Annotated in this window: 14 protein-coding genes; 4 read left to right on the top strand and 10 right to left on the bottom strand. The window is 53.8% G+C overall.

Annotation, left to right across the window (positions count from 1 at the left end; genetic code table 11):
* Positions 1 to 5 precede the first annotated feature (5 nt).
* A complete protein-coding gene (locus HC248_RS14675) occupies positions 6 to 755 on the bottom strand; it encodes a GntR family transcriptional regulator (protein WP_337778950.1) in 750 nt (249 codons plus the stop codon).
* A gap of 34 nt (positions 756 to 789) precedes the next feature.
* Positions 790 to 2,562, bottom strand: coding sequence for an IlvD/Edd family dehydratase (locus HC248_RS14670; RefSeq protein ID WP_168923128.1), 1,773 nt, complete (start codon positions 2,560 to 2,562; stop codon positions 790 to 792).
* A gap of 144 nt (positions 2,563 to 2,706) precedes the next feature.
* Between HC248_RS14670 and HC248_RS14665 the strand changes: the two genes are divergently transcribed.
* The gene (locus tag HC248_RS14665; RefSeq protein ID WP_168923127.1) at positions 2,707 to 3,711 is read left to right on the top strand and encodes a tripartite tricarboxylate transporter substrate binding protein; all 1,005 of its coding nucleotides are present in this window, start codon (positions 2,707 to 2,709) and stop codon (positions 3,709 to 3,711) included.
* A 130-nt stretch (positions 3,712 to 3,841) separates the two neighbouring features.
* Here the strand turns inward: HC248_RS14665 and HC248_RS14660 are convergent, their stop codons facing one another.
* The 6 genes from HC248_RS14660 to ilvA form a co-directional block, all read right to left on the bottom strand.
* Entirely contained in the window at positions 3,842 to 4,804 is a 963-nt protein-coding gene (locus HC248_RS14660; protein ID WP_168923126.1) for a virulence RhuM family protein/type II toxin-antitoxin system death-on-curing family toxin, read from the bottom strand.
* Positions 4,805 to 5,026: 222 nt separating this feature from the next.
* Entirely contained in the window at positions 5,027 to 6,643 is a 1,617-nt protein-coding gene (locus HC248_RS14655; RefSeq protein ID WP_168923125.1) for an MFS transporter, read from the bottom strand.
* A 128-nt stretch (positions 6,644 to 6,771) separates the two neighbouring features.
* The gene (locus HC248_RS14650; protein ID WP_168923124.1) at positions 6,772 to 8,610 is read right to left on the bottom strand and encodes an ABC transporter ATP-binding protein/permease; all 1,839 of its coding nucleotides are present in this window, start codon (positions 8,608 to 8,610) and stop codon (positions 6,772 to 6,774) included.
* A gap of 216 nt (positions 8,611 to 8,826) precedes the next feature.
* On the bottom strand, positions 8,827 to 9,723 hold the full coding sequence (locus tag HC248_RS14645; RefSeq protein ID WP_168923123.1) for a 5'-nucleotidase: 897 nt from the start codon (positions 9,721 to 9,723) through the stop codon (positions 8,827 to 8,829).
* A gap of 24 nt (positions 9,724 to 9,747) precedes the next feature.
* Positions 9,748 to 9,981, bottom strand: coding sequence for a cysteine-rich CWC family protein (locus HC248_RS14640; RefSeq protein ID WP_168923122.1), 234 nt, complete (start codon positions 9,979 to 9,981; stop codon positions 9,748 to 9,750).
* Between the two features lie 5 nt (positions 9,982 to 9,986).
* Entirely contained in the window at positions 9,987 to 11,642 is a 1,656-nt protein-coding gene (gene ilvA / locus HC248_RS14635) for a threonine ammonia-lyase, biosynthetic (RefSeq protein ID WP_168923121.1), read from the bottom strand.
* 278 nt (positions 11,643 to 11,920) lie between these two features.
* Between ilvA and HC248_RS14630 the strand changes: the two genes are divergently transcribed.
* Positions 11,921 to 12,379, top strand: coding sequence for an OsmC family protein (locus HC248_RS14630; RefSeq protein ID WP_168923120.1), 459 nt, complete (start codon positions 11,921 to 11,923; stop codon positions 12,377 to 12,379).
* 13 nt (positions 12,380 to 12,392) lie between these two features.
* On the opposite strand, the gene coq7 is transcribed toward HC248_RS14630, so the two are convergent.
* A complete protein-coding gene (gene coq7 / locus HC248_RS14625; protein WP_168923119.1) occupies positions 12,393 to 13,022 on the bottom strand; it encodes a 2-polyprenyl-3-methyl-6-methoxy-1,4-benzoquinone monooxygenase in 630 nt (209 codons plus the stop codon).
* Positions 13,023 to 13,188: 166 nt separating this feature from the next.
* Positions 13,189 to 14,406, bottom strand: a complete 1,218-nt coding sequence (locus HC248_RS14620) for a porin (RefSeq protein WP_168923118.1) — start codon at positions 14,404 to 14,406, stop codon at positions 13,189 to 13,191.
* A gap of 658 nt (positions 14,407 to 15,064) precedes the next feature.
* Between HC248_RS14620 and HC248_RS14615 the strand changes: the two genes are divergently transcribed.
* Together HC248_RS14615 and HC248_RS14610 are read left to right on the top strand one after the other, a co-directional pair.
* A complete protein-coding gene (locus tag HC248_RS14615; RefSeq protein ID WP_168923117.1) occupies positions 15,065 to 16,072 on the top strand; it encodes a porin in 1,008 nt (335 codons plus the stop codon).
* A 119-nt stretch (positions 16,073 to 16,191) separates the two neighbouring features.
* On the top strand, positions 16,192 to 16,995 hold the full coding sequence (locus HC248_RS14610; protein ID WP_168923116.1) for a DUF3047 domain-containing protein: 804 nt from the start codon (positions 16,192 to 16,194) through the stop codon (positions 16,993 to 16,995).
* The last annotated feature ends 3 nt before the right edge of the window (positions 16,996 to 16,998 follow it).

The following is a 16,998-nucleotide window of genomic DNA, read 5'->3' as shown; positions in this document are numbered from 1 at the left end:
CAAATTCAGTGAGCGCTTGAGGTTGAATTTGGGTTTAGTCCAGCCACTCTTAGCTGCTGCGCTTTGAGATAGACATCTCTAGACGGCAGCAAATGCGCGCCACAGGTCTGCACCAAGCTCTCGCGGTCGCCACTTTTTAACGCTTCTATGATGCGCCAGTGCTCGGTGCGCGACTGCTCGCGGCAATCGGCTGAGGTCAGCGAAGAAAAGCGAATCGGGTGTGATTGGCGCGCGTACTCGGCAATCGCTTGCTGCAAAACCTCATTGTCAGCGAGCGCAAACAAGGCGGTGTGAAAGGCCATGTTGGCACTGAATACGCCTTGCGTATCGTGTGCCTGAACCGCTAGATCATGCTTGTCTTGAATCGCTATCAAGGTCTGTAATTGCAGCTCGGGCAGTGGCAAAGGGATGAGTTTTGCGGCCTGCATTTCTAGCAATGAGCGCATAGCATACAGCTCTTGGACTTGGCGAATACTGTAGTCGCGCACCACCGCACCAACGTTTTTACGCCGCTCGACCAAGCCCATTTGCTCTAGCTTGGCGAGTAATTCGCGTACGCTGTGGCGCTTGACTGAAAAGCGCTTCATCAAGTCGTCTTCAGTGAGTCGCTCGCGTGGGTGCAGACGGCCGCAGACTATGTCGGATTCCAGCTCGCCCGCTAGGCGCGCCATTTGATCGTCCGGTGACTCTATGAGTGCTTCGGCTTGTGCCTTGGCTTTGGCTTTTGCTACCGGGTCTGTTTTACGTATTGCCATGGGTGCTTATCGGGTCTTGTTGGTTGGGTTTTCTTTAGTCTTTGTTTTTGGGCACCACGCCGCTGGGGCTGGCGGGCATCAGAAAATCAAAGTCCACGCCCTTGTCGGCTTGGAGCACTGATTGTAGATAGAGCTTGCGGTAGCCACGCTCGGCGCTAGGCGGCGTTACGTTTTGAGCAGCGCGGCGCTGCTGCAGTTCTGCGTCACTCACCAGCAAAGTCAGTTCGCGGTTTTTCACCGAGAGCCGAATTTGGTCACCGTTTTGCACCCAGGCCAGCGGCCCGCCAATCGCCGCTTCCGGCGTGACATGCAGCACTATGGTGCCAAACGCCGTGCCGCTCATGCGCCCATCCGAGATGCGCACCATGTCTTTGACACCGGCCCGCGCTAGCTTGAGCGGTATCGGTAAGTAGCCCGCTTCTGGCATCGCCGCGCCCTTGGGGCCAATGTTCTTGAGCACCAAAATATCGTCGGCGGTGACGTCTAAATCCGGGTCATCAATTCGATTGGCTAGGTCGGCTGAATTTTCAAACACCACGGCTCGGCCCACATGCTCCATCAGTTGGGGGTCAGCGGCGGATTGTTTGATGATGGCGCCTTCTGGCGCGAGGTTGCCGCTCAAAACGGCGATGCCGCCTTGCGGATAAATCGGCCGGCTCATGGGGCGCACTACGTCTTGTGCAAAGCCGGGGCCTGCGGCTTCGATTTCCTCGCCCAGCGTACGCCCGCTTACCGTCATGGCGTCTAGATGCAGCAGCGGTTTGAGCTCGCGCAGCAGCGTCGCCATGCCGCCGGCGTGGTGAAAGTCTTCCATGTAATGCTCGCCCGAAGGTTTTAGGTTGAGCAGCACCGGCGTTTCGCGGCCCATGCGGTCTAGCGCTGGCAAGTCGACGGCAAAACCCATGCGCCCAGCAATCGCCGTCAGGTGAATGATGCCGTTGGTCGAGCCGCCTATGGCCAGCAGCACACGCATGGCGTTTTCAAACGCTTTGGCGGTGAGGATTTGGTCTATGCCCAGACCTTGCCGCGCCATGCGCACGGCTTGGGCGCCGGTTTCTTCGGCAACCCGCATGCGGTCAGCCGTTACAGCCGGCGGTGAGGCGCCGCCTGCGACCGTCATGCCCAAGGCTTCAGCCAGACAGGCCATGGTGCTGGCCGTGCCCATGACCGAGCAAGTGCCGACGCTGGCGACGAGTTGCGCGTTGACTTCTTCAATTTCGGCTGCATCGACTTCTTGCGCCCGAAATTTACCCCAATAGCGTCGGCAGTCGGTGCAAGCGCCAACCCGCTCGCCGCGGTGTGATCCGGTCAACATCGAGCCGGTGATTAGTTGAATCGCTGGTATGCCGCTAGACGCCGCGCCCATGAGTTGCGCCGGCACGGTTTTGTCGCAACCGCCAATCAGCACCACCGCGTCCATCGGTTGGGCGCGAATCATCTCCTCGGTGTCCATAGACATCAGGTTGCGCAAATACATGCTGGTGGGCTGAGAAAAACTCTCGTGCAGCGAGATGGTCGGGAAATCCATGGGTAAACCACCGGCCAACATAATGCCGCGTTTGACCGCTTCAATCAGCTGCGGCATGTTGCCGTGGCAAGGGTTGTAAGCGCTGCCGGTGTTGGCAATACCAATGACGGGTCTGGCCAGTGCGCCATCGGTATAACCTGCGCCCTTGATAAAAGCTTTGCGCAAAAACAGTGAAAAGCCTTTGTCGCCGTAATTGGTCAGGCCTTTGGACATGCCTTGTATCGGCTTGACTGCGGGGCTAGCGGCGTGGTCTGGTGAGGATGATATTTCTTTTGTCATTAGATGTTATTGATAATCGTATTGATAAAGAGGATACCATCGGCCAGAAGTCCTAGGGCTTGAATCTCAAGTCTCAAGACCTAAAACTCAGCCGGTAGGCGCCAGCGATGTGCCGCCGTTTTTAAAACTATTGGGGAGACATTCATGAAAATTGCGTTTAAAAAAATCAGCGGCCAGCGCCGTGTATTGCTTTCAACACTGGCTGCGCTGTCACTGTCTTGTCTGCTTACTACTGCCTTGGCGCAGACCTATCCGAGCCGAGTCGTCAAGCTAGTCGTGCCCTATCCGCCGGGTGGTGCGACGGATGTGATTGGCCGGGTGCTGGCGCAAAAGCTTTCCCTCTCGCTAGGACAGCAAGTGATTGTGGAGAACCGCGCCGGCGCTGGTGGCAGCTTGGGCGCTGGCGTTGTAGCGGCCGCAGTGCCGGACGGCTATACGTTGCTCATGGGCGCGTTAACCAGTCACTCGATTAACGCTGCGCTGATGCCGCAGCAGGTCACATTCGACATCAAGAAAAGTTTTGCCCCGATTTCTATCGTCGGCACGGTTCCGTTGGTGTTTGTGGTCAATCCAGCCGTCAAGGCCAATACGCTGTCTGAATTAATTGCCTTAGCCAAAGCCAACCCCGGCAAGTTGGCGTTTGCTTCTGCCGGTAATGGCTCGCCCCAGCATCTGGCCAGCGAGATGTTTAAGCGCATGGCTGGGGTTGAAGTTTTGCATGTACCTTACCGAGGCAGTGGCCCGGCGATGACAGATTTAATGGCCGGTCAAGTGCAAGCCATGATTGAAACTGCGCCGGCTGCCCAAGCTTTTGTCAAAGCCGGTACGGTGCGCGCATTGGCCACAACCACCGCCTCGCCAGTCGCGTCCTTACCGGGAGTGCCAACTGCGGCTCAAGCTGGCCTGAGCGGCTTTGAGGTCAGCTCCATGTTTGGCATATTGGCGCCAGCAGGAACCAGCGATGAGATCGTCAATCGTCTCAGTAGCGCACTGAAGAAAATTTTGCAGGAGCCTGAAGTCGTTGCGTCCTTGTTAGCCCAAGGCGCAGTCGCTACCTACACCACGCCGCAGGTAGCGAGTCGTGCGATTGCGGCGGAGTATGGCAAGTGGTCGCAGGTGATTCGTGAGGGCAATATCAAGGTGGAATAACTGTAGATTTAAAGCGCGCAGCCCAAGTGCTCGCCGAGCATCTGAGCCGCATTTATAGCTAAAGTTTTCTTGCGCAAGCTTGAGTCAAACGCCTTTTATTTGTCAATGCCGGGCAGGCTCCGCCTTGTTTTTAACGCACACCGCAGAGCATGTTTTCAATCAAGCGGATCAGCGTTTCTTTTTGTGCTGGTGCTGATTCGGCGACCAGTAGCGCTAATGCTGCAAGTGCGATATCACTAATCACAAGCTGATCGTTTCGCATCAGTGCATTGTTGCGATTGAGAAATTCAACGAATAGATAGGCGCCGCTGCGTTTGTTGCCATCAACAAACGGATGATCTTTGATGATGAAATACAGCAGATGCGCCGCCTTGCACTCAACCGTCGGATAGGCAGGCTGACCGCCTACGGTTTGATTCAGAGCGCCGATGATTGCGGCGACGGCATTGCCGCGCTCAAGACCGAATAATTCACTCGCTTCGCCGCGGCAAATGAGTTCGGTTTTTAAGCCAGCGATAGCGTGCCTGACTGCCTCAAGCGAAGCAGTAACGCCGCCTGCCGTCCCGCAAATATCCGTCAATAAGCCTTGATCGTAGCGTTGTAGCAATAAGAAGGTTTGGGTGTAGCGGCTGACTATCTCGACTAATCCTCGGCCGGTATCCGCCACAAGACTCGGTGATTGCGCAGCTCTCCTGACCAGCGTTAATGCCGCATCTAGTTCAGCGGCGTTGTGCTCGAACCTAAGCCGATCGAGCGTCCAACCCTTTAGTAAATGCGTCCGTAAAACACTGTTTGCCCATTGGCGAAATTGAGTGCCGCGTTTGGAGTTGACTCGGTATCCGACCGAAATAATCGCGTCAAGGTTATAGAACTTGACTGGTTTGTCCGAGCCTGGAATGTGCAAATTTTGCACATTGCTTTCTTCAAGTAGTTCACCCTCTTTGAAGATATTGCGCAAATGTTTGGTAATAACAGAGCGCTCTCGTTTAAATAAGTCAGCGATATGTTCTTGGCTTAACCAAAGACTATCGCTATCTAGTCGAACGGTAACTTGCCCACCATCGGCGGCTTCGTAAATGACTATTTCGCTCATGGCTTAAATCCCCAAAAAAGTCGGGGCAACTTTTCTACTTTTTTGGAACGTTGTCAAGTCAATCGCTTCCATTTAGTACGCAAGGAAATATTTCATGCGCTGGCCGCGGCTGTTGCGGTCAGGTGTGGGGATTGATGGCCGGTAATTCTTAAGCAAACTTCTTAAACTGAAATAAGTTTTTTAATTTCCTTTTAAAGCTTAGAAGGGAAAACCCAATACGGATTAAATCCGCCAAGCCCCCTCAACCACACAGCGCGTCACCAGCGGCATGTCTGCCCCTAGGTGAAACGCTAGCTTGCGCTCTCTGAGTGCCACATCGCTGGCAGTAACGCGGTCGAAGCGGCGCAAATGTTCGGTCCAGGATTCCTCGATGATTTGCTCCACATAGTGGCCGCTGCGCGAAACATCACGCAGCAGCGCCCAGTCCAGCGCGCCTTGGCTCAGACGCGAGCGCCGGCTTTCTTGCATCAAGGCGCGAAATTCGTCGCTGCGTAAGGGGTCAATTAAATACTCAATACTCACCACCATATGGCCGCTGCCTGGCGGCACATCGGCTACGGGGACTTTGAATTCGCGCGATGGTGTGAGGTCTTCTTCCACGCTTTTATCGCGCACAAAGTGCTGCGCTAAGCGCATACAGATCACGCCACTGACTGCAGCTATTAAGAGGCCGGTAGAGACGCTGCTCAGCGTTGCAATCTGCCCCCATAGCGCTGCGCCCAGCGCACTCGCGCCCATGATGGCCATCTGAAAAGTAGAGATGCCGCGCGCCCTGACCCAGTCCGGCAGCGACATTTGGGCCGAGACTGATAAAGAGTTGGCGCAGCAAATCCAGGCTGCGCCATTAATCGCCATGGCCGGTACTGCAACCCACGCGTTAGGTGCAATTGCCATCACCGCACCGGAGGCCGATTGAAGCAGCACCGAACGCATGACCAGCGCCTCACTCGTCATGATGCGGCGGAGTTTGGGCAGATTCAGCGCAGCGACTATGGCGCCTGCGCCCATAGACGCGAGTAGTAATGTGAAGGTTGCAGCGCCGCCGCCCTTGAGTTGGCGCGCCACCAACGGCAGCAATGCCAGCAACGCGGTTGAATGCAGAAAAAATATGCTTACCCGCAGCAGCACAGAGCGAAGTCGGCTCGACTGCCGCACATATTGCACGCCAACCCGTATGGCGCTGAGCAGACGTTCCCGGCCCAGCGGACTGATAGCCTGTTCGCGGCGCCAGCGCATGATCACAAAACCTGAGATCACAGACAGCACGGCGTTGAGCACAAACACGTACTCGGTACCGGCACTGGCAATCAGCGCGCCGGCCACTAGCGGACCGACGATGCGGGAGGCATTCATCGCGATGCCGTTGAGCGCCAGCGCCGCTGGCAGCTGCGCGCGTTGCACCAGCTCGGGCACTATGGCGGAGAACACTGGCCAGCGCATAGCCAGACCGATCCCATTGGCAAAGGTTAGAGCCAGTAGCAGCGGCGGCGTCATGATGCCAGAGACAACGGTAATGCACATCAGCGTAGCGACAATGGCAATCCAAAATTGCGTGACGATGAAGTAGCGCCTACGGTCCAAAATATCCGCCAGCGCGCCACTCGGCAGACCGAGCAAAAATACCGGCAGCGTGGAGGCGGTTTGTACCAGCGCCACCCACAGCGGTGAGGTGGTCATGGATGTCATCATCCAAGCTGCCGCTACATCGTTCATCCACATGCAAATGTTGGCCACCAGCCAGGTGCTCCAGAGCATGCGAAAAATAGGCACTTTGATAGGTGCCCAGGCGGACAGGTCTGGCGGCACTGCGGGTGAGCCGGGTTTTATTTGCTCTGGCATGAATTCATTGTCAGGCAATTTTTGTCATTTTGGCCGCCTGCTGAATTCTTATTGGTATTACCTTTGGAATCAGACGGCGCAAACATACGCCAAGCGATTGGTGTTTTGGCCACTGAACTTGTCGTCGCTTAGGTTCTAGGCCCTTGCTCTAGCGTCCAAGCGGCGAGCGCGCCGGCAGGCCCGGCCTTTAACGTCCAACGCCGGTTGTGAAACGCTGCCACGCTAGGCCGGTGCGCAATCGACAACATGCCGCCACCGGCTTTTAAGACCTGCGCTTGCAGCAATGCGTATAGCGTTTTTTCGGCGTCTTCGTCTAGCGCTGAGGTGGCTTCATCGGCAAAAATCCAGCGCGGCTTTTTCAGTAAAACGCGGGCAATCGCTAAGCGTTGCTGCTCGCCGCCCGACAATGTGCGGCTCCACGCATCTTGTCGGTCAAGGCTGTCCTGCAACTGCGGCAACAAGCTGTCTGTCAGGGCTTTTTTCAGCTCCGCATCACTGTACTGTGCAGCCGGCTCCGGGTAGGCCAAGGCTTCGCGCAACAAGCGATCGGGAAAGTAGGGCCGCTGTGGAATAAACATAGTCTGCGCTGGCAACTGAGTAGGGCCACTGGCATAGGGCCAGATGCCGGCGAGTGTGCGAAACAAGCTGGACTTGCCGCTGCCCGATGGGCCACTGATTAATATCTGATCGCCCGACACCGCTTTTAACGAGAGCGCGTTAAGAAGGCTGTTGCCGTTAGGCAGTTGCACATTTAAATTCTCGGTGATGAGTGCGTCAGCTTGGCTAGCAGTGCTGCTATCTGACGCGGCGCTGAGTGCTTTTTGCGCCTGGGTTTGTCGGTCTACCCGCAGTATGTTGTCCTCGAAACTGGTCAAGCGATCGGTGGTGGCGCGCCATGATGCCAAGCCGCTGTAGCTGTCAACAAACCAACTCAATGATTCTTGGACTTTGCCAAAAGCCGATGAGATTTGTATCAGTTGACCGAGCTGTATCGCGCCGCTGAAAAAGCGTGGCGCCGCCACTATGAAGGGGAAAATCACCGCTGCCTGACCAAAAAAACTGGTGAACCAAATCAGGCTTTTTTGCGCGCGTATGAGTTTTAAATAGTTAGTCAACACGCTGCTAAAGCGACCGTCTAAATGATTTTTTTCGACCGTCTCACCGCGGTCTAAGGCAATCGATTCGCTGTACTCACGCACTCTGACCATGTGGTGGCGAAAGTTAGCCTCATAGCGTTGCTGCATGAATTGCAGATTAATCTGACGTCGGCCAATGTAGTGGGTCAGCAAACTGCCGACGGCGCAATAAGCCACTGCGGCCCACACCATAAAGCCGGGTATGGTGTAGCTAGCGCCGCCCAGACTAAAACTAAACGCGCCAGACAAGCCCCATAAAATGCCAACAAAACTGACCAATGTGACCACAGCATTGAGTAGACCCATGCTCAGGTTAATCGTCTCGGTGGTGAAGCTGTTGAGGTCTTCTTGTATGCGCTGATCTGGGTTGTCGGGGCTGGCTTGGTTCGCTTGGCTGATAGGTTTTGTGTCTTCTGTCAGCGCCGCTGCCGGCTCATCAAAGCGGGCCAGCTCTAGTTTGTAGAAGACCTGACCGGCAAGCCAGCGCGTCAGGTAGTGACGCGTCATCCAAGAGCGCCAGCGCAGTTCGAGCAGCTGCGTCAGATAAAACTTATACACCACGATGATGATGGCGATCACGGCCAAGTAGCTAAAGCGAGTCAGTTGCTGCCAAAAGACGGCTTGGTCTTTTTTCTCTAGTGCATCGTAAAACAAGCGATACCAGTCGTTGAACTGCACCGCCATGAAGACCGTGCCCAAGTTGAGCAGCACTATGCTGAGCAGCAAGCCGCGTGCTTTCCATTTGTCCTCAGAGCGAAAGTAGGGCGCAGCTAATGCCCAGACACGCGTACAAAAAATTCGAAAACTAGAAAGCTTGCTGAGCAAAGACATGGGCCGTCATCCTTTGGAGGTGCGCTAGCTGCAAGATGCAAGCGAGCGCGACTGGTTTTGAAATGCGCTGAGATGAGGCTGGAAAGGTGAACTAATAAAACGAGCAGTAGAGCAGTAGAGCAGTAGAGCATTAGAGCAGTAGAGTTGTTGGGCTTTTTCTGCATGCGTGACTCAGCCACCGGCGTGAATTATCTGCCCTTGCGCAGCCGTTTTTAATTAGTCGTTAGAAACACCGCTGTGCACATGGCCAGACGGTACGTGCTCGGCCGCTGAGTTGACGTGACCGGTTTGGTCATCAAAGAAAAAATCCGGTTCAAATTCACGTAGAAATGCGCCCTTGGCTAAGCCGCCTAAGAACATGGCTTCGTCAACCGCGATGTTCCAATTCATAAGTGTACGTATGGCTCTTTCGTGAGCCGGTGCGCTGCGGGCCGTCACCAGCGCTGTGCGAATCCGCATGCGCGTTGTGCCGGCTTGTTGCAATTGGTGCAAGGCTTTTAGCAGGGGCTTGAAGGGGCCGTCTGGCAGCGGTAGCACGGCTTTGTCTGTTTCGTGTTGTTGAAACGCGGGCAGACCTTGGCGTTGAAAAATCTGCTCGGCTTCGTCAGAGAAAAGAACTGCATCGCCGTCAAACGCGATGCGCACTTCTTGCGGATAGTTATCGCGTGCGCGGGCTGAATGCGTGGCCACGGTGGCGGCTGGAAAGCCTTTAAGTAATGCGGCTTTAACGTCGTCTGGGTTGGCGGATAAAAATAAATTCGCCCGCAGCGGTGTGAGGTAACGCCAGGGTTCACGCCCGCGTGTAAAAACGCCGCGCGCCACGCTTAAAGCGTGACTTTGTACCGAGCGAAAAACGCGCAGGCCTGAGACTGGATCGTTGCGCGAAACGATGACGACTTCTACCCGTTGGCTACCCGTTTCGTTAAAGGCGAGTAGTTTTTTAATCAACGAAAAAGCCACGCCAGGCTTGGCGGTTTGATCCAGTCGGTCGAGCTGCAACTGCATATAGGCGCGGTCATCGCTTTGTTCGAAAACCTGGTTTTCTTCTTCCAAGTCAAACAGCGCACGCGATGAAATCGCCACCACCAGTTGTCCGTCTAGATTAACTGCCATGGGTGTTTGCCTTGCTGTGGGTGATTAGTCTTTTTGCTTAGCTGTAGCGATGGCTAGCGTAAGGCAAGCCGGGCACAGACAGGCGGGATTTTGATCTTGGGATAGCACCGCATCTGACGTGGGCACGGCAAGCGCATGTGGCATATCAAAACACCAGCAGCGCGCCGCGTCGGCCAGTATGCCGCAGTGCAGAGCGGCGGCGCAGCGCGGGCACTCGGCATTATTGATGTCTTGCGGCGCTGCGGCGTCTAAAGGCATGCTGCTCAGCTTTTCAAAAACAGGCGGTAGACCGGGTTATCGGTCTCTTCCACATGCGGGTAACCGACGTTGTCTAAAAAGGACTTGAACGCCGCTTTGTCGTTCTTGGGTACTTGTAGGCCGACGAGGGTGCGTCCATAGTCCGCGCCTTGGTTGCGGTAGTGAAACAGCGATATGTTCCAGCCCGGCTGCATGGCAGATAAAAATTTCAACAGGGCGCCGGGACGCTCTGGAAACACAAACCGGAGTAAGCGCTCGTCTTTAGACAACTGGCTGTGGCCGCCCACCATGTGGCGGACATGCTCTTTGGCTAACTCGTCGTGGGTCAGGTCAAGCGTGTCAAAGCCGTGGCGGCTGAAGTTGGTGGCTATTTTTGCGCTCTCGCCTTTGGTAAAAGTGGATAAGCCGACAAACACATGGGCTTTAGCCGAGTCGCTGATGCGGTAGTTAAATTCTGTCACCGAGCGTGGACCGCCTGGCAACTGGCCTATGAGTTCGCAAAAGCGCCTAAAGCTGCCGCGCTCTTCAGGGATAGTTACAGCGAACAAGGCTTCGCGCTCTTCGCCCACGCCGGCGCGCTCGGCGACAAAGCGCAGACGGTCGAAGTTCATGTTGGCGCCGCACAAAATAGCGGCATAGGTTTCGCCCTTGGTTTTGTGCTCGGCCACGTATTTCTTAATCGCGGCAACAGCGAGCGCACCGGACGGCTCGACTATGCTGCGGGTGTCGACAAACACGTCTTTGATGGCGGCGCAAACCGCATCGGTATCAACGCTGATATAGCCATCCACCAAGTCTTGGTTGATGCGGTAAGTTTCCTCACCCACTAGCTTGACGGCAGTGCCGTCAGAAAACAGACCCACATCTGCCAGCGCCACACGCTTACCCGCGTCGATTGACTGCATCATGGCGTTGGAGTCATTCATTTGCACGCCAATGACTTTAATTTCTGGGCGCACCGCTTTGATGTAGTTAGCCACGCCGGAAATCAAGCCGCCGCCGCCTATGGCGACAAACACTGCGTCGAGACGGGTTGAACCCAAGCTTTGCAGCTGGCGCAAAATCTCCATCGCAATCGTGCCTTGGCCGGCAATCACGTCGGGGTCATCAAACGGGTGGACAAAACTCAGACCACCTTTTTTCTCCAACAGCATGGCGTGTTGGTAGGCGTCGCTATAGCTCTCGCCGTGCAGAACTACCTCGACGGCCTTGCCGCCCCAGCCTTTGACGGCATCAACTTTGACTTGCGGTGTAGTCGTTGGCATGACCACCACGGCATGCGTGCCTAGCTTTTGCGCGCTCATGGCTACGCCTTGCGCGTGATTACCGGCTGAGGCGCAGATCACGCCTTTTTTGAGCTGGGCTGGGCTGAGGTGCGCCATCTTGTTGTAGGCGCCTCGCAGCTTAAAACTAAACACCGGTTGCTGGTCTTCGCGCTTGAGAAGCACGGTATTTTTCAAACGTAAGCTAAGGTTTTTAGCGGGTTCCAGCGCCGACTCAATCGCCACGTCGTAGACCCGTGCGGTGAGAATTTTTTTCAGGTAATCGGCTGGCGTTAAACCGGTTGCCGCAGTGCTAGATTTAATGCTGGGCGCAGTCGTCTTGCGGCGGGTGACTGGCTTTGCCAGCGAGGGAGCGGGGAGTTTTGTTTTGGATGGCATTATTTTTCTCAGCCCACATCATAGGCGCGGAGAAAAAATGCAGCTTGGTTTAGCCAGCGCCCAAGAAAAAAGACCCAGATCTTGCGATCTGGGTCTGTAAATCCACCCTTTGAGGAGGTGGAGGAGACAACTGGTGCAAGAATGCCTAATAAAACATTGCTGCGATGGATTGAGTATAACGGCGCTATGTTGCACTGCACAATGTTTTATTCTGCTAATTTTTAAATCTATTTGAAATAGCACTAATTAATCAAAATTTTTTGGAAGAAATCTGTTTTATGGAATGCATCGTTAACTGGACCGGCAATAGCGCCACCACAGGATCACGCTCGGGAATGACTTTTGTGGCGGAAACCGCTAGCGGCCACACCTTGGTCATGGACGGCGCACCGGATACTGATAAACCCGATATGGGCGGCGCGAATCTTGCACCCCGCCCCATGGAAACCGTACTTGCTGGGGCTGGCGGTTGCACTGCTTATGACGTGGTGTTAATCCTCAAGCGCGGCCGCCATGATGTGCGCGGCTGTTCGGTCAAGCTCAGCTCAGAGCGAGCAACGGTTGACCCCAAAGTGTTCACCAAAATCCATATGCATTTCGTCGTCAGCGGCAAGGCTTTGGTCGCTAGCGCGGTTGAACGCGCGATTGCCATGAGTCACGATAAATACTGCTCAGCCACCATCATGCTGGGCAAAACCGCTGAGATCACGACCAGTTTCGAGTTGGTCGAGGCTTGAATTTAAGCCGGGGTTAGATGTAATGGGCGGTGCGCGTCATGACTTTTGACGCTAGGCCCATTAACTGTTTAACCGGCAGTGGCAATTCCACCGCGCCCGCACCGCGTGCTTCTAATGCATGCCTAGCCTCGTCATCCTTCATTTGAGCAACGATGGCGCGCGAGGCATGGTCATGGCGCGGGAGTTTTTCTAAATGGCTGGCTAGGTGCGATTCAACTTGTTTTTCTGTCTCAACCACAAAGCCCAGACTGCGTTTGTCGCCCAACCGGCCAGCAATCAAGCCTAGACCGAAAGCGCCGGCGTACCACAGCGGATTGAGTAACGAAGGCCTAGCGCCCAGTTCTTGAAGGCGCTGATGGGTCCACGCTAAATGGTCGCCTTCTTCCAAGCTGGCTTCTAAGAAGTGCTGGCGTAAAGCCGGATTTTTTGTGCCCAAAGCTTGAGCCGCATACAGCGCTTGAGCGCAAACTTCACCGACATGGTTGACCCGCATAAGAGCCCCAGCCAAAGCCTTTTCTTCGGCGTTGAGTTCGGTCTTGTGCTCCGGCAGTGTGGGGCAGGCATTGCGTGCATGCGGTTTAGCAAACAAGGTGCGCAGCGCGCCGTCTAGGGTTGCCAGAGTCTGGTCTAGGGCTGTTGTCATGGGTTTTCTCTTTGCTATTGGCTTGGCGGTTGGCATTGCCTAATCAGTTGAGCTTAATCGCCCTTGTTTGATCTGCAAGCGGGCAAAAAAAAGCCCCCATAAATGGGAGCTTTTGGCTGACTGTTCGCATCTAGCAGTTTTTAAAGCCGCTAGACCGCAAAGTTACTTAGAACTTGTGGTTAATACCCAGTGCCACGTTAGTAGAACCGACACCGGCAGCAGCAGTCACACCGCCGAGAAAGCCGGCTTGACCTGGTGCTGACTGAGCCTGGCCTTTGTTATCAAAGCGAACCAGCACAGCATTGAGGCTGGTGCGTTTAGACAAGGCGTAGGTGTAAGTCGCGCCGTAAGAGCTGGTGTCGGAGTTAGCCGCTTTTTTGTCGTCGTATTTGCTGTAAGCCACAACCCAGGTGTTTACACCGCTGGTGAATTTGTAGCCAATGTGCAGAAGGTTGGCGTTTTGTTTGAAGGCGTTGTTAAACGCAGCCAGCACGTCGGTGTTCGTGATGAAGCTTAAGTTGGTAGGATTGTCATCCTTTATCGTTGCGAACTGACCGTACAAGGTGCCTGGACCGACGTCAACGGTGGCGCCCAGCACAGTATTGGTCAAAGATTTTTGTCCAAATTCGTTGTTTCTGGTGTTGTGGCCAATACCCGCTGAATAACCGTTGCCCTTATAAATTGCCATTGCACCGTAAAAACGTCTTGCCGAGCTATTGCCGGTAACTTCACCAGGGGCATACATCAAAGCGGCGGTTACACCGTCGACTTTAATGCCGTATTGGAGTGAGTTAGGGAGGCGAATGTCGAAAGATGGTGGAAAGCTTCCCACTTGACCGGCAGCCAAGCTAGATTGGGTCTGGGAGGCATCGAATGTAGCGCCAACCAGATAAGCTGGCGTGTACTGACGACCGAGTGTGAAGGCGCCAAAGGGTGTTACAAGTCCAACAAATGCTTGACGGTCAAACAGATTACCCGCCAAATTCACGCCGACTGTGTTGCCTATTCCTGCACTGACGGCAGCAACGGTTGCAACATTGGTCGGTGTAGGACTCAGACCAAGGGCCTCTGCGCTCGACAGGCGATCCGGTAATTGAGCGCCTGACGGCGGACGATTGGAGACCGAGCCAGTATCAAGTTCAAACCGGTTTTCCAACGTGAAGATAGTTTTGTAACCGCCACCCAAATCTTCAGAACCCTTAAAACCAAAACGCGAGCCGTCCATGATGCCGCTGACGATAGCGGTTGAATTGCCGTTTTTAAGTCCCGATACATTGCTGATACCACCATCCAGAATGCCGTAGATGGTCACGGTGCTCTGGGCCAAAGCTAAATTTGAAACAAGGGCCAGTGCAGCGCCGGCTACGAGGGTCAGTTTTTTCATGAGAGTTCCATTGGTAAGTAAATTCGTTAGTTCAACCAAGTTTCGATTCCTGATCAAACATGTACAGAGCGTAAAGCTGAGGCTTGAGCGCGTAAAGAGTGGATGTACCAGTGGTATCGCCTCTGAGACAGGTAGAAACCCTTGATTTAGTCCTCTTGAGTAACGAGTGTGAATCTGTTGCTGATGCGTATGAAGATGATGTTTCTCTTCTGTCATGACTTTATTTGAGGTCTCTCAATAAAGGCTAAAAAAAATGCGTCAATTTTTTAGGCCTGTAAGCCTTATTTCAATAAAGCGTGGCTTTGTTACGACAGTTGTTCACTTGCCGTTGCAATCGCTGCATTGACGAGTTCTTTGAGTTTTCTTCTTTATCCGTGCTGCAAAGAAACTTTTTTCTGCTTTTAGAGTCACGGCTTTTGCTTCAGCCCATTTACTGAAGTTGTTGCGTGGGAGCTACGAATTTACGCCTAGATTGTGGTGAACTTGCAACGGATTTCAAATTTTTGGGCTGATTTCTTTGCACAAGCCTGCTGTGTCTGGTGCAATAGCAACAACTTCCCGAAAGGGGGTTGGCCCGGGTCTCTGGGGGTTTCGTATCGGTGAAAGCCAAATTCGTTCCCCATGCCGGAGCCCTATGTTTAACCTTGGAGAATTCTCAATGAAAAAAACCCTCATCGCTTTGGCTGTTTTGGCCGCTTCCAGCGCAGCAATGGCTCAATCTTCTGTGACTCTGTACGGCCGTCTTGACGCCGGTCTGGGCCAAACAAAAACCACCATTAACGGTGTTGGCGAGAAACAAGTCGGTATCAACAGCAGCAACTTGAACACCACATATTGGGGCCTGAAAGGTTCTGAAGATCTGGGTGGCGGTTTGCGCGCTAACTTCAACCTGCAGAGCCGTTTTGCTCTTGACACGGGTGCAGTTTCTGGCGACATGTTCAGCCGTCTAGCTATCGTCGGTTTGTCTGGTGCTTTCGGTTCCGTCGATCTGGGCCGCAACTACACAGCCTACGACACACTGCGTAGCGCAACAAACAACGTGTTTGACTCAAACTTTGCCACTAACTCCGCTGTTTGGGGTAATGGTATTGCTGACTACTCACTGCGTACATCTAACTCAGTAACCTACACATCGCCTAACTTCAGCGGCTTCAGCGGTGCTGTTGGTTACGCTTTCGGCGAAAACAAAAATGTTGCTACCAACGTTAACGGTAGCGCTACCGATACCGCCAGCTTGCACATCAAGTACGCTAACGGTCCTTTGTTAGTCGGTTACGCATACCAAGAAGAAAAGCAACTCGCTGTTGCTAACGTTCAGGACAAGAACAAGTACAACTTGATCGGTGCTACGTACGACCTCGGCGTTGCTAAGATTGTTGGTAGCTACAACACTGCTAAAAACAACACGTTGAAAGACAAAGAGTACTCTGTAGGCGTTAGCGCACCGTTTGGCGCAGCTACCGTTGCTGCTGGTTACTCCAGCTCCAAGAGCGAAGGCTTCAACGCCAACAACAAGGGCACCGGCTACAGCTTAGTTGGTACGTACGACTTGTCCAAGCGCACTACCCTGTACGTTGGTTACATGCAAGCTAAAACGCAAACTGTCAATGGTTCGATCGAAACCAAAGCAACAAACGTTGCTACTGGCATTCGCCACACGTTCTAATTTAAAGCTGGCCTAGCGCCAGTTTTATTGATGAATCAAAAAGCCGCTTCGGATTAAACCGAAGCGGCTTTTTTTATGATTCATTGAAACACCACAATACCGCCGCTGAAAAAAAGCCAATGTTAAAAAAACGGATACGAATCTTTCTAGTTCTCGCCGGCCTGCTGCAATTAGCTTCTTGCGCCTTGATGCAATCAAGCCCTGTGGTTAATGATCTGGCTGAAACGCCCAGTCCGATAGATAGCCAAAACCAAAATCAATACCCAGACTTCCCACTGCTCAAGCAAGACTTGCTCGCCAGTTCTAACACTCAAGCGCCGCAAAGCTGGAGCCACCATTTACTTCCCGGTAAAGAGGCAACTCAATACTTCGCGCAGCGCCTGGACGGTCGCAATACCGTGATGGCTCAATCGAATTCTTCCGCCAGCATGCTGCGCCAATCGCTGCATGTGGCGTCTGCTGATCTTGGTCAATTGGGTTTTTCCTGGAAGTTGCCCAGCTTAATTACTGGCGCCGACTTGACCCGGCGTGATGCGCATGACTCGCCAGTCAGAGTGGTGATGATTTTTGAAGGTGACCGAGCTAGTTTTTCTATGAAAAATGCCATGCTGTCAGAACTGGCTTTGGCCATCACTGGCGAGCCGCTGCCTTATGCCACGTTGTCTTATGTTTGGTGTAACAGCTGCGCGCCCAACAGCGTCATCATCAATCCACGCATAGACCGATTCCGTGAAATTGTGCTGGAGTCTGGTTCCCAAAATCTGGGGCAATGGCGGGATTACCAGCGCAATATACAAGTAGACTTTCAGCGTGCTTTTGGTGAAGCCCCCGGCGCGCTGCTAGGAATTGCCATCATGACGGATACTGACAACACACATCAAAAAGCACAGGCTTGGTATGGTCCTATTTCAATGACTCGCTAATGC

Origin of the sequence: Polaromonas vacuolata (assembly GCF_012584515.1) — a bacterium.
In the GTDB taxonomy this organism is placed as follows: Bacteria; Pseudomonadota; Gammaproteobacteria; order Burkholderiales; family Burkholderiaceae_C; genus Polaromonas; species Polaromonas vacuolata.
The sequence above is the reverse complement of the archived record's forward strand: the minus strand, read 5'-3'. Positions and strand labels throughout refer to the sequence as shown.